This window comes from Streptomyces akebiae, from assembly GCF_019599145.1.
Taxonomy (GTDB): Bacteria; Actinomycetota; Actinomycetes; order Streptomycetales; family Streptomycetaceae; genus Streptomyces; species Streptomyces akebiae.
The window spans coordinates 3,485,837-3,499,320 of the sequence record NZ_CP080647.1 but is presented as its reverse complement, the minus strand read 5'-3'; the positions used below and the strand labels follow the sequence as shown (position 1 = coordinate 3,499,320).

The 13,484-nt window shown below is 71.8% G+C and carries 7 protein-coding genes; 5 read left to right on the top strand and 2 right to left on the bottom strand.

Annotation, left to right across the window (positions count from 1 at the left end):
• Positions 1 to 14: 14 nt before the first annotated feature.
• Positions 15 to 2,819 carry a lysylphosphatidylglycerol synthase domain-containing protein gene (locus K1J60_RS14925; RefSeq protein ID WP_220646652.1) on the bottom strand — a complete coding sequence of 935 codons (2,805 nt, stop codon included), beginning with the start codon at positions 2,817 to 2,819 and terminating at the stop codon, positions 15 to 17.
• Between the two features lie 185 nt (positions 2,820 to 3,004).
• Between K1J60_RS14925 and K1J60_RS14920 the strand changes: the two genes are divergently transcribed.
• The 5 genes from K1J60_RS14920 (at position 3,005) to nudC (ending at position 13,145) form a co-directional block, all read left to right on the top strand.
• Entirely contained in the window at positions 3,005 to 3,370 is a 366-nt protein-coding gene (locus K1J60_RS14920; RefSeq protein WP_317619711.1) for an MGMT family protein, read from the top strand.
• 311 nt (positions 3,371 to 3,681) lie between these two features.
• Positions 3,682 to 7,116: an ATP-dependent helicase gene (locus K1J60_RS14915; RefSeq protein ID WP_220646650.1), complete on the top strand. Its 3,435-nt coding sequence runs from the start codon at positions 3,682 to 3,684 to the stop codon at positions 7,114 to 7,116.
• A 58-nt stretch (positions 7,117 to 7,174) separates the two neighbouring features.
• Positions 7,175 to 10,612, top strand: a complete 3,438-nt coding sequence (locus tag K1J60_RS14910) for an ATP-dependent DNA helicase (protein ID WP_220646649.1) — start codon at positions 7,175 to 7,177, stop codon at positions 10,610 to 10,612.
• A gap of 76 nt (positions 10,613 to 10,688) precedes the next feature.
• The gene (locus tag K1J60_RS14905) at positions 10,689 to 12,101 is read left to right on the top strand and encodes a dipeptidase (RefSeq protein ID WP_220646648.1); all 1,413 of its coding nucleotides are present in this window, start codon (positions 10,689 to 10,691) and stop codon (positions 12,099 to 12,101) included.
• Between the two features lie 96 nt (positions 12,102 to 12,197).
• On the top strand, positions 12,198 to 13,145 hold the full coding sequence (gene nudC / locus K1J60_RS14900) for an NAD(+) diphosphatase (RefSeq protein ID WP_220646647.1): 948 nt from the start codon (positions 12,198 to 12,200) through the stop codon (positions 13,143 to 13,145).
• Between the two features lie 12 nt (positions 13,146 to 13,157).
• Here nudC and K1J60_RS14895 read toward each other — a convergent pair whose 3' ends face one another.
• Entirely contained in the window at positions 13,158 to 13,400 is a 243-nt protein-coding gene (locus K1J60_RS14895) for a mycoredoxin (RefSeq protein ID WP_220646646.1), read from the bottom strand.
• Between the last annotated feature and the right edge of the window lie 84 nt (positions 13,401 to 13,484).

Genomic DNA, 13,484 nt, shown 5'->3' with positions numbered 1-13,484 from the left:
CGCGCGCGTGAGCTCTACAGCGCGCCCTTGCGCGACAGTTGGTTGAAGGCCAGCCATCCCGGGAGTACGGGCAGCCACAGGGTCAGCAGACGGAACAGCAGCACGGCGGGCGCGGCGACCTCCTTGGGGAGCCCGACGGCGATCAGACCGACGGTGAGGGTGGCCTCGACGGCACCCACACCGCCCGGGGTCGGGGCCGCGGAACCGAGCGCGTTTCCCGCGAGGAAGACGACCGCGACGCTGGCGATGCTGATCGACACGTCCTCGTTGCCGAACGCGCGGATGGAGGCGTCCAGACACATCACGAAGCAACCCGTGAGGAGCAGCATGCCGCCGATGCCGGTGATCAGCTTCTGCGGCCGCTGCAGCACGTCGAGCATGCGAGGCACGACACCGGCGAAGAGCGACCGCACGCGCGTGACGACGAACTTGCGCAGGAACGGGATCGACGTCACCACCAGCACGAGCACCGCGACCGTCAACAAGCCCGCGATGACGGTGCGCGACGGCGACAGGGACGGCGTCTTCTCGGTACCGGTCAGATAGCCGAAGGCCAAGAGCATCAGGATGTGGCAACCGAGCCCGAAGAGCTGCGATGCGCCGACACTCGCCACCGCGAGCCCCGGCCGCACTCCCGCACGCTGCAGGAAGCGTGTGTTGAGTGCCACACCGCCCACCGCGGCCGGCGCCACGATCTTCACGAACGATCCGGCGACCTGCGCCCCGATCGTCCGCAGGAACGGCACCCGTTCCGGCACGAAGCCCAGCAGGCTCATGGCCGCCGCGACATAGCTCAGCGCGGAGAAGAACACCGCCGCGGCTACCCAGCCCCACTCGGCGTTCTCGATGAGCGGCCCGAACTCGATGTGGGTGAGCTGGGTCAGCAGGAAATACGCGCCGATCGCACCGGCGATGAGACTGATCAGCGTGCGCGGCTTGACCCGCTCCAGCCGGGCCGGTTCGACCGGTGCCTGGGGCCTGATCAGCAGCACCTGGTGGCGGATCTGGGTGAGCAGGTCCTCCTCGCGGGCCTCTTCCAGGGCCTCGTCGATCGCCCGCTTCTCGGCGCGCTGCTCGGCCCGCGCGGCCTTCTTGTCGGCCTTGCCCGGCTCGGCGGCCTTGCTGTGCTCCTCCGCACGGGCCTGCTTGGCCAGGTGGGACGCCTCCAGGACCGCCTCGCGCTCGCGTTCGGCGCGCTCCCGGGCGAGTCTGCGCAGGGTCGCGCGTGTGGAGCGTGACAGGGCGATCGGCTGGAGCATCGGCAGACAGTCGGCCACCGCGTCGGGGCCGAGCACGCCGACCGCCGAGGCCACCGCGCGTTCCGCGCCCACGCGCAGGCCGAGGGTCGTCAGCAACTGGGAGACGTCCATGCGCAGCACCAGATCGCCCGCCGCGATCTCGCCGACACGGAGATCGGTGAGAATCACCGTGCCGGAACGATCCACCAGAATCGCGTCACCCACGAGCCTGCGGTGCGCGATGCGCCGCGACTGCAGTGCTTTCACCTGGTGCCAGGTGTCCGACATCAGCTCGTCGGTGACCTCGTCGTCCGCCAGGGAATCCAGGGTGCGGCCGCCGGTGTGCTCGTAGACGAGCATCACGGCGTCCGGTCCGAGCTCGGACGTGGCGATCAGCTTCGGCGCGTTGGCACCGGCCGCGATGGCCGCGTACGCCAGGAGGGCCTCCTGCTCCAGCGCCTGGCGCAAGGACTGGAGGCTGCGGCGCGTGGTGATGCCGCGCAGCGTCAGACGCCGCCAGACGCGGTAGAAGAAGCCCTGAGCCTGCTGCTCCCGGTCCACGACGGTGACGTCCAGGGGTGGGCCGTCCTCCAGCGTCACGAAGTACCGTCGACCCCGGTCCCCGCCCTCCGCCGTCTCCGGGATCTCCTCACGGGCGGCGCTCACCGGCTTGAAGCCGACCCGCCTGAGGCCGGCCATCAGAGTCCGGCCGGTCGGGCGGACGTTCGGGGAGCCCACTGCGTACAGCGTTCCGTAGGCGACGGTCCAGCCGATCAGCACCGTCAGGATGATCGAGAACGGTGTCGTGTAGCCCGTGACCAGCATCGAGAAGGCGTCCAGGAGCAGCACGATCCACAGCACGGCCCGCCAGCGGGGTCTGCGCGACATGCCGACGGCGGTCATGTACGCGATGACCGGCGCGAGGTAGCCGTGTACGGGGTCTGTGAGGGCGTGGATGTCGCCGGGGGAGGGCTGGGTGAGCGCCTCCTGGATCGAGTCCGGGGCCGCCCTGGCGACCCACAGGTCGGTCGCCAGCGTCACCCCGTGCGCCAGGACAGCCGCCAGCACACCGTCGGCGATGCGCAGACCGTCCCGCTTGATCAGCCGCTCGATCGCGAAGGCGACCGGTACGAGCAGGATCGCGATGCTCGATCCCAGGCCGGCGAGCTTGATCAGAAGATCGGGTGCCTGTCCTGTGCCCTTGTTGATGTCCTGTTCGAGCCCGGAGGTGGTGCCGTGGGCGAACGCGGCGATCGCCAGCAGGACGATGATCCCGAGGATGCCGACCGACAGCCGCATGAGGTCGGAAGGACGGTGCACGCGCGCGGGGAGCAGTGGTTCGTCGCCCTCGACCTCGTCGGCGTGCGTCTCCTCGAGGTCGTCCTCGTCCTGCTCGTTCGGCTGCTTGTCGTCCTCGTGCGGCGTGGGGGATTCTTCTTCGGTGGAGGGAGGGGTGGTGGTGCCGGAGGCCTTCCTCGAGACGTTGTCGCTGCCCTCGTCGCCCCCCTCGGAGGCGTCCGGGCGCGACGAGGCGTCAGAGGTGCCCGCCGCGTCATCCGGGTGCACGCTCTGCTGCTTCATCGTCTCTTCTTGGTCTCTTATCACCAGTCACCGCCCGCACGATGGTGGCATGCCGGGTGGGCACACAGGGGCATCAGGGTGCAATGCGGGGGCGCACAGTCTGCCCGAAGACCGCCCCCGGGGCGAGGGACGCACGCGTCGGCCACCACGTCCCATTGTCGGTGGGGTGGGGCAGGATGGGGCGGATGAGCGAGGAGAGCCTTCCGGCGGACGCCCTGCCGGAGTACGCGGAGCGGGTCCTCGAGGTCGCCGACCTGATCCCGCCGGGGCGGGTCATGACATACGGGGACGTCGCCGAATGGCTGGGGGAGGGCGGCCCGCGCCAGGTGGGCCGTGTCATGGCCCTCTACGGGGGCGCGGCCGCGTGGTGGCGGGTCGTCCGTGCCGACGGCGTCCTGCTGCCCGGCCACGAACTGAGAGCCCTGGACCACTACCGCGCGGAGGCGACCCCCCTGCGCGAAGCGAGCCGCGCCACCGAGGGCCACGTGCCGCGCGTCGACATGAGGCGGGCGCGCTGGGACGGCGGTGGAGGCGCGGAGGGTCACACCTGACAGCTTCCGGCATCCGAGGGACCTCGGTGCGACCTCTGGTCCGTACGGGGGACGCGGGGCACGTCGGTGCCATGCCGTACGTTCGTGGGGCGAGGGACGCACGTGTCGCGCGCGTCGGGGGGCAATAAGGGGAAGCCCTGCTTCCGCACCACCTGTCGGCGTAGCGTCGGCTGCGCGTGTCCCCCTCACCCCGCAACCACCGTCCTCGACGGGCGGCGCGCCGCGCACCCTTTTCCCGACCACCACCCCTCGACACCGGCGCACCGCGTCGGCAGTGACACCTCGCACACCCACCAGGACCGGCGAACCACGTGAGCTCCTCTTTCTCCACCAGGCGCCTGTCGCACACCCAGGTGCGACAGGGGAACCGTGGCGCTTACCGACTGGTGCGTACCCCACCGGCCCGGACGGACCCCCCTCGTCTGGACGCCGAGCAGCGCGGCGTGGTTGACCACGAGAGCGGGCCCCTGCTCGTTCTCGCAGGTCCGGGCACAGGCAAAACGACCACGCTCGTCGAGTCGGTGGGGGCGCGCGTCGCCCGCGGGGCCGACCCGGCGCGCGTGCTGGTCCTGACCTTCAGTCGCAAGGCGGCCGTGGAGCTGCGCGACCGCATGGCGCGGCGCATGGGCGCCGCGCGCGCCCCGCAGGCCACCACCTTCCACTCGTTCTGCTACGCCCTGGTCCGCGCCCACCAGGACAGCGACCTGTTCGTCGAGCCGCTGCGTCTGCTGTCCGGCCCGGAGCAGGACGTGGCGGTTCGTGAACTGCTCGCGGGCCAGCCCGACCTCGAGCGTCTGGGCCTGGCGCATGTGCGCTGGCCGGACGAACTGCGCGCCTGCCTCACCACGCGCGGCTTCGCCGACGAGGTCCGCGCTGTCCTCGCCCGCAGTCGCGAACTGGGTCTGGCCCCCGAGGACCTGCGCGCCTTCGCCTCGCGCATCGGCCGCCCGGACTGGCTCGCGGCCTCCGCGTTCCTCGCCGAGTACCTCGACGTCCTCGACCTGCAGGGCGTCCTCGACTACGCGGAACTGGTCCACCGCGCGGTGCTCCTGGCCGGCCGCCCCGACGTCGCCGAGCGGCTGGCCGCGCAGTACGACGCGGTCTACGTCGACGAGTACCAGGACACGGACCCCGCGCAGGTACGGCTGCTGAGGACCCTCGCCGGCGGCGGCCGCACCCTGGTCGCCTTCGGCGATCCCGACCAGTCGATCTACACCTTCCGGGGCGCCGACGTGAACGGCATCCTGGAGTTCCCGCATGCCTTCCCGCGCGCGGACGGACGCCGGGCTCCGGTCGCGGTCCTCAGGAACTCCCGCCGCTCGGGAGCGAACCTGCTCGCCGCCACCCGCCTGCTCACCCAGCGCATGCCACTCACCCGCCTCCCCGCCGAGAAGGTGCGCGCCCACCGCGAGCTGAGGCCCGTACGGGACGGAGGGCGCGTCGAGGTCTACACGTACCCGACGCCGGGCACCGAACTGGACAACATCGCGGACGTGCTTCGCCGGGCACATCTGGAGGACGGCGTCCCCTGGAGCGAGATGGCCGTCCTGGTGCGCGCCGGCGCACGCACGATCCCCTCGATCCGGCGCACCCTCACCGCGGCGGGTGTTCCTCTGGAGATCGACGGCGACGACCTGCCCCTGCGCCACGAACCGGCCGTACAGCCCCTGCTGACGGCGCTGCGGGCGGTGGCACGGGCGGAGCTGGGGGAGGCGGCCCCGACGGCCTCGGCAGCGGAACCCCACGACTCACCCGACGTGTCCGAGCCGCCGAACGAGCCCGACTCTCCCGACAAGTCCGAGTCTCCCGACGAGGCCTCGGCAGATCCGTCCGCGGCGTCCCGCACGCCCGACGCGCGGCCCCGCTGGCTCGACACCGAAACCGCGCTCGACCTCCTGTCCTCCCCCTTGGCGGGCATGGACACCGCCGATCTGCGGCGTCTCGGGCGCGCGCTGCGCGAGGAGGAGCGAGCCGGCGGCAACCCCGTACCTCCGCCCTCGGACGAACTGCTGGCACGCGCGCTGGCGGAGCCGGAGCGGCTGGTGGCGCACGATCCGGTGTACGCGCGCGGCGCTCAACGCCTCGGCGCGCTGCTGCGGAAGGCCCGTGAACGCCTCGCGGGAGGCGGTACGGCCGAGGAGGCGCTGTGGGAGCTGTGGGACGGCACGCCGTGGCCCAGGAGGCTGGAGCGCGCCGCCCGGCGCGGCGGCGCGGCCGGACGCAACGCGGACCGTGACCTCGACGCCGTGTGCGCGCTGTTCGCCACGGCGGCGCGCGCGGAGGAGCGCACCGGCGGTCTGGGCGCACTCAACCTCCTGGCGGAACTCGAGGCTGAAGACATCGCCGCCGACACGCTGACCGGGCGGACCGTCCGCCCCGACGCCGTACGTCTGATGACCGCGCACCGTGCCAAGGGCCTCCAGTGGCGCCTGGTCGTCGTGGCGGGCGTCCAGGAGGGTCTGTGGCCGGACCTACGCCGTCGCGGTTCGCTCCTGGAGGCCGACCGCATCGGCCGCGACGGTCTCGCCGAACCGCTCACGCCGGGCGCGCTCCTCGCGGAGGAACGCCGGCTGTTCTACGTGGCGGCCACGCGTGCGCGTGAACGCCTCGTCGTCACCGCGGTGAAAGCCCCCGCCGACGACGGCGACCAGCCCTCTCGCTTCCTCACCGAACTGGGGGTCGAGCCCAAGGACGTCACCGGCCGTCCCCGCCGCCCGCTGTCCGTGGCCGCCCTCGTCGCCGAACTGCGCGCCACCACGGTGGACCCGCGCGTGTCGGAAGCCCTCCGTGAGGCGGCCGCTCTCCGGCTGGCGCGGCTGGCCGCGCTGAGCGACGAGGACGGCCGTCCGCTCGTGCCGTCGGCGCATCCCTACCGCTGGTGGGGCATGTTCGAGCCCACCGAGAGCAAGGTGCCGCTCAGGAACCGTGACCAGCCCGTCGTGCTGTCCGGCAGCGCCCTCGACCAGCTCGCCAACACCTGCGCCCTGCAGTGGTTCCTGGGCCGCGAGGTGAAGGCCGACGCGCCCGCGACCGCCGCCCAGGGCTTCGGCAACGTCGTCCACGTGCTCGCCGACGAGGTCGCCTCCGGGCGCACCCCGGCCGATCTCGACGTCCTCATGGAGCGCCTCGACTCCGTGTGGAACGCGCTCGCCTTCGACGCGCCCTGGAAGTCGGAGCAGGAGAAGCAGCACGCGCGCGTGGCGCTCGAGCGCTTCCTGAAGTGGCATGTCATGGACCGCGCGGGGCGTGCCCCGGTGGTCAGTGAGCACGACTTCGACGTCACTCTCGAGGCGGGCGACTACGAAGTGCGCATTCGGGGCTCCATGGACCGCGTCGAGACCGACACCGAGGGCCGCGCGTACGTCGTCGACTTCAAGACGGGCAAGCAGCCCGTGAGCTCCGCCGAGGTGACCCGCCATCCCCAGCTCGCGGTGTACCAGCTCGCGGTCCGCGAGGGGGCCGTCGACGAGCCCTTCGGCGGCGTGCGCCCGGAACCGGGCGGCGCCGAACTCGTCCAGCTGCGGCAGGGTGCCGCCAAGAAGAACGGTGGCGAGACCGTCCCCAAGGTGCAGGCGCAGGGCCCCCTTGAGGGCACGGAAGGGGAGTGGGTGGGGGACCTCCTGGCCACCGCCGCGGGCAAGGTGCTGGACGAGCGTTTCTCTCCGACCGCCGGACAACACTGTGCACACTGCGCTTTCCGGGCATCGTGCAGTGCCCGCCCCGAGGGGCGTCACGTGGTCGAGTGACGGCGCCCGCTCGGCGGTCCCGCAGCCGCTGTCAGTGGGCGGCGTTAGCCTCTCTGGAATGTCCGCCCGTATCAGCGATCCCGAGCAGCTCAAGGAGCTCCTGGGCATTCCGTTCACCCCGGAGCAGACGGCCTGCATCGTCGCGCCGCCCGCTCCGCAGGTGATCGTTGCCGGAGCGGGGTCGGGCAAGACCACCGTGATGGCCGCGCGCGTGGTGTGGCTGGTCGGTACCGGACAGGTCGCCCCCGAACAGGTGCTCGGCCTGACCTTCACCAACAAGGCGGCGGGCGAACTCGCCGAGCGCGTACGCAAGGCCCTGGTCAGAGCGGGCATCACCGACCCGGACGTGATCGACCCGGACAACCCGCCGGGGGAACCGGTCATCTCCACGTACCACGCCTTCGCGGGCCGCCTGCTGACCGACCACGGACTGCGCGTCGGCCTGGAGCCCACCGCGCGGCTCCTGGCCGACGCCACCCGCTACCAGCTCGCCGCGCGGGTCCTGAGGGAGTCCCCGGGCCCCTACCCGGCGCTGACCCGCTCCTTCCCCGATCTCGTCAGCGACCTCCTGACCCTCGATTCCGAACTCGCCGAGCACCTCGTACGCCCCGAGGACCTACGCGCGTACGACGCCGAACTGCTGCGCGAACTGGAGGGTGCGAAGCTCACCAACGCGGATCTGCGCAAGGTCCCCGAGGCGGCCGCCGCCCGACGCGAACTCACCGAACTGGTCGGCCGCTACCGCGCGGCCAAGCGCGAGCGGGACCTCCTCGACTTCGGCGACCAGATCGCCCTGTCCGCCGGCCTCGCCCGACTCCCCGAGGTGGGGCGCATCCTGCGGGACGAGTTCCGAGTGGTCCTGCTCGACGAGTACCAGGACACCTCGGTCGCCCAACGTGTCCTGCTGGCAGGTCTGTTCGGCGGCGGCACCGGTCATCCCGTGACCGCCGTGGGCGACCCCTGCCAAGCCATCTACGGCTGGCGCGGCGCCTCCGTCGCCAACCTCGATGATTTCCCGGAGCACTTCGCCCACCCCGACGGCCGCCCCGCGGCTCGCCAGGCGCTCAGCGAGAACCGCCGCAGCGGCGGCCGTCTTCTCGACCTCGCCAACGGTCTCGCAGAGCCCCTGCGGGCCATGCACGCGGGCGTGGAGGCCCTCCGCCCCGCTCCCGGCGCCGAACGCGACGGTGTGGTCCGCTGCGCCCTCCTGAACACGCACGCCGAGGAACTGGACTGGCTCGCCGACGCGATCGCCCACCTGGTGCGCACAGGAAAGGAACCCGGTGAGATCGCGGTCCTGTGCCGCACCGCCGGCGACTTCGCCGAGATCCAGGGCGCCCTCGTCGCCCGGGACATCCCGGTAGAGGTGGTCGGCCTCTCCGGGCTGCTCCACCTCCCCGAGGTCGCCGACCTGGTAGCTGTCTGCGAGGTTCTCCAGGACCCGGGCGCCAACGCTTCTCTCGTCCGCCTCCTCACCGGCCCGCGCTGGCGGATCGGCCCCCGCGACCTCGCCCTTCTGGGGCGCCGCGCCAGGCTGCTCGTGTCCCACGCGCGCGTGGACGGCGACGCCGACCCGGACCGCCGGCTCGCCGCGGCCGTCGAGGGCGTCGACCCGTCCGAGGTGATCTCGCTCGCGGACGCGCTGGACACGTTCCTGGAACTCCCCCTGGAAGCCGGGGGGGAGGACGACGGGCTGCCGTTCTCGCCGGACGCGCGCGTCCGCTTCGCCCGGCTCGCCGCCGAACTGCGTGACCTGCGCCGCTCGCTCGCGGACCCGCTCATGGACGTCCTCCACCGCGTCCTCGCCGTCACCGGCTTGGAGGTGGAACTCTCAGCGTCCCCCCACGCGCTCGCCGCCCGTCGCCGCGAGACCCTGTCCAACTTCCTGGACGTCGCCGCCTCCTTCGCCGCCAACAGCGCGGGAGAGGCCACCCTGCTCGCCTTCCTCGGATTCCTGCGTACGGCCGCCCAGTACGAGAAGGGCCTCGACAACGCCCTGCCGGGCGGAGAGAACACCGTCAAGGTCCTCACCGCCCACAAGTCCAAGGGCCTGGAGTGGGACGTCGTCGCCGTCCCCGGCCTGGTCACCGGTACCTTCCCCAGCACCCAGGGCCGCGAGAAGTGGACCGCCCAGGGCAAGGTCCTGCCGCACGAGCTGCGCGGCGACGCCGACACCCTCCCCGACGTCGAGGCCTGGGACTCGCGCGGCCTGAAGGCCTTCCAGGAGGCCATGAAGGACCACCAGCACACCGAGGAACTCCGCCTCGGCTACGTCACGTTCACCCGGCCCCGCTCCCTGCTCCTCGGCTCCGGCCACTGGTGGGGCCCGTCCCAGAAACGCCCGCGCGGGCCGTCCGACTTCCTCAAGGCCCTGTACGACCACTGCGTCGCCGGGCACGGCGAGATCGAAGCCTGGGCCGACGAGCCGGAGGGGGACGCGGAGAACCCCGCCCTCCACGAGAGGGCGGCCGACCACGCCTGGCCGCTTCCGCTCGACGCCACGGCCCTGATGCGCCGCCGCGCGGCGGCCCGCACCGTACTGGCCCACCTGGACGCGGCCGCCGGCCACGACGACACGCGTCCGGGTACCGCTGACGAGGACTTCGCGGACGACCCCTCGGCCGACGAGGACACCGACGACTGGGACTCCTGGTCGTCGGACCGCCCCGCGCAGGGCCCCCATGCGCGCGTGCAGCCTCCCGCACCGGCCGAGCTCGCACCGGCCGTGCCGCACGCCCGCAGACACCCCTCCGCCTCCGCACTCACCCCCGAGGAGTCCCGCACCGTCGCCTCATGGGACCGCGACCTGGACGCCCTCACCGGAGAGCTCATGCGAGCCCGCGCGAAGGTCACCGACGTACCCCTGCCGGCGTCCCTGACCACCTCGCAGCTGATGCGTCTGGCCGCCGACCCGGACGGCTTCGCGCAGGAGCTCGCCCGCCCCATGCCGCGCCCCCCGCAGCCCGCGGCACGCCGCGGCACCCGTTTCCACGCCTGGCTCGAAGCCCGTTTCGAGGAACTTAGGCTGCCCATGCTGGAGCCCGAGGAACTGCCCGGCAGCGAGGCCGAGATCGCCGACGAACTGGACCTGGAGGCCCTCAAGGAGGCATTCGAACGCACGCCGTACGCGCACCGCACCCCCCACCGGGTCGAGGCACCCTTCCAGATCGACATCGCCGGCCGTGTCGTACGCGGCCGCATCGACGCCGTCTACCGGACCGACGACGGCGACGGGACGACGACGTACGAGATCGTCGACTGGAAGACCAGCCGCACCCGCGCCGCCGACCCGCTCCAGCTCGCCGTCTACCGACTGGCCTGGGCCGAGCAGCACGGCGTGCCCCTGGAGTCCGTCGACGCGGTCTTCCTGCACGTCCGCACAGGGGACGTCGTACGACCCGCGAACCTCCCCGGCCGGGACGCTCTGGTGCGACTGCTCATGGAGGAACCCGGTACCGGAGAGGAACCGGATTCGAGCACGGAGTGGCCGGAGTGACCGGCGGACGGACGGGAGACGGTCACGGACGAACCGCCGGACGAGCAGGTCGGCGCGGGCCGATAGGCTCGTGAGCATGAGCCAGTCCGTTGACAGCGACGTCAGCGTCGTCCGTACGTACATCGAGAACCACCGTGCCGCCTTCCTCGACGACCTCGTGGAATGGCTGCGCATCCCGTCGGTCTCGGCCCAGCCCGAGCATGCGACGGACGTACGCCGCAGCGCCGACTGGTTGGCCGCCAAGCTCCGGGAGACCGGCTTCCCGACAGCCGAGGTCTGGGAGACGCCAGGAGCCCCCGCCGTCTTCGCGGAATGGCCTTCCGCGGACGCCGACGCCCCCACGGTCCTGATCTACGGACACCACGACGTGCAGCCCGCGGCGCGCGAGGACGGCTGGGACACCGAGCCGTTCGACCCGGTGATCCGTGCGAACAGACTCCACGCGCGCGGGGCGGCCGACGACAAGGGGCAGGTGTTCTTTCACACACTCGGTGTCCGTGCCCACCTCGCCGCCACCGGCCGCACCGCCCCCGCCGTCCACCTCAAGATGCTGATCGAGGGCGAGGAGGAATCCGGTTCCCCGCACTTCCGCGCCCTCGTCGAGGCACAGGCCCAACGGATCGCCGCCGACGCGGTGGTCGTCTCCGACACCGGAATGTGGGCCGAGGACACCCCTACCGTCTGCACCGGCATGCGCGGCCTCGCCGAGTGCGAGATCCAGCTGTACGGCCCGGACCAGGACATCCACTCCGGTTCCTTCGGCGGCGCCGTACCGAATCCGGCCACCGAGATCGCCCGCCTGGTCGCCGCCCTGCACGACGAGCACGGGCGCGTGGCGATCCCCGGCTTCTACGACGGCGTCGTCGAACTCACCGACCGCGAACGCGAACTCTTCGCCGAACTGCCCTTCGACGAGGAACGATGGCTGCGCACGGCCAAGTCGACCGCGACATGCGGCGAAGCCGGCCACACCACCCTGGAGCGCATCTGGGCCCGCCCGACCGCCGAGGTCAATGGCATCGGCGGCGGCTATCAGGGCGCGGGAAGCAAGACGATCATCCCGTCCTCGGCCATGGTGAAGTTGTCCTTCCGCCTGGTCGCGGGCCAGAACCCGGACCACATCGAGAAGGCTGTCACCGCCTGGGCCGCCGAGCGGATCCCCGCCGGGATCCGCCACGAGATCACCTTCAGCGGCTCCACCCGCCCCTGCCTGACGCCCCTGGACCACCCGGCCCTGCAGTCGGTCGTACGGGCCATGGGCCGCGCATTCCAGCAGCCGGTCCGCCACACGCGCGAGGGCGGCTCCGGCCCCGCCGCCGACCTCCAGGAAGTTCTCGACGCCCCCGTGCTCTTCCTGGGCATCTCCGTCCCCTCCGACGGCTGGCACGCCCCCAACGAGAAGGTCGAACTCGATCTGTTGTTCAAGGGCGTCGAGACCAGCGCGTATCTCTGGGGCGAACTGGCCGAAGGCACCCACGAGGCACACTGAAGAAGGCCCCGCCCGCTCCAGGACGCCCCGCCCGCCGCACGCCCCGTCGAACCGCCCGCCCAATCAACCGTTTCACCGGGGGAGTTGGAAGCACCCGTGACCACCTGGACCGACCACACCGCCGACCGACCCATCGCGCTCACCGCCCCCAGCGGCATCGACCGGGCCGCCCACCACCGGCTCGACGAGGCCTGGCTCGCGGCGGCGTGGAGCCACCCCACGACCCGCTGCTTCGTGGTTTCCGGCGGTCAGGTCCTCATCGACGAGACCCCGGACGGCACCACCGAACTCGTCATGACCCCTTCCTTCGAGGCGCCGCTCACCGAGGCGCACCGCTACTTCCTGGGCACCGACGCCGACGGTGTGAGCTATTTCGCACTGCAGAAGGACGCGCTGCCCGGCCGCATGGACCAGTCGGCTCGCCCGGCCGGGCTGCGGGAGGCAGGCATGCTGCTGTCGCCGCGTGACACGGGCCTCATGGTGCACGCGGTCGGCCTGGAGAACTGGCAGCGCACCCACCGCTTCTGCTCCCGTTGCGGAGAGCGCACCGTCATCGCGGCGGCCGGACACATCCGGCGCTGCCCGGCCTGCGGCGCCGAGCACTACCCGCGCACCGACCCGGCGGTGATCATGGCGGTCACGGACGACGAGGACCGCATCCTGCTCGGCCGCCAGATGCACTGGCCCGAGGGTCGTTTCTCCACTCTCGCGGGCTTCGTGGAGCCCGGCGAGTCCATCGAGCAGTCCGTGCGGCGCGAGGTCCAGGAAGAGGTCGGCATCACCGTCGGCCAGGTCGACTACATCGCCAGCCAGCCGTGGCCCTTCCCTTCCAGCCTCATGCTGGGATTCATGGCCCGGGCCACCTCCACCACCGTGGACGTCGACGGCGACGAGATCCACGAGGCCCGCTGGTTCTCCCGCGAAGAACTGCGGGCCGCTTTCGAGTCCGGGGAGGTCCTGCCTCCCTACGGCATCTCGATCGCGGCCCGACTGATCGAACTCTGGTACGGCAAGCCCCTGCCGACACGAGGTCACACCGGCTAGAGCCCGCCGTGGTTACGCGCCGATCTTCTGCTTGACCTGCGCCAGCGAAGGGTTCGTGAGCGTCGAACCGTCCGGGAAGAGGACGGTGGGGACCGTCTGGTTCCCGCCGTTCGCCTTCTCCACGAAAGCGGCGGACTCCGGGTCCTGCTCGATGTTGATCTCCTCGTACGTGATGCCCTCGCGGTCCATCTGGCTCTTCAGCCGACGGCAGTAGCCGCACCACGTGGTGCTGTACATCGTCACAGTGCCCGGCATGTCCCTGGCGCTCCTTCACGGTCAGAGGGGTGCGTGGTCGCAGTGAGTGGAACGTACGCGACAGGCCCGCCATTCCCCCACACG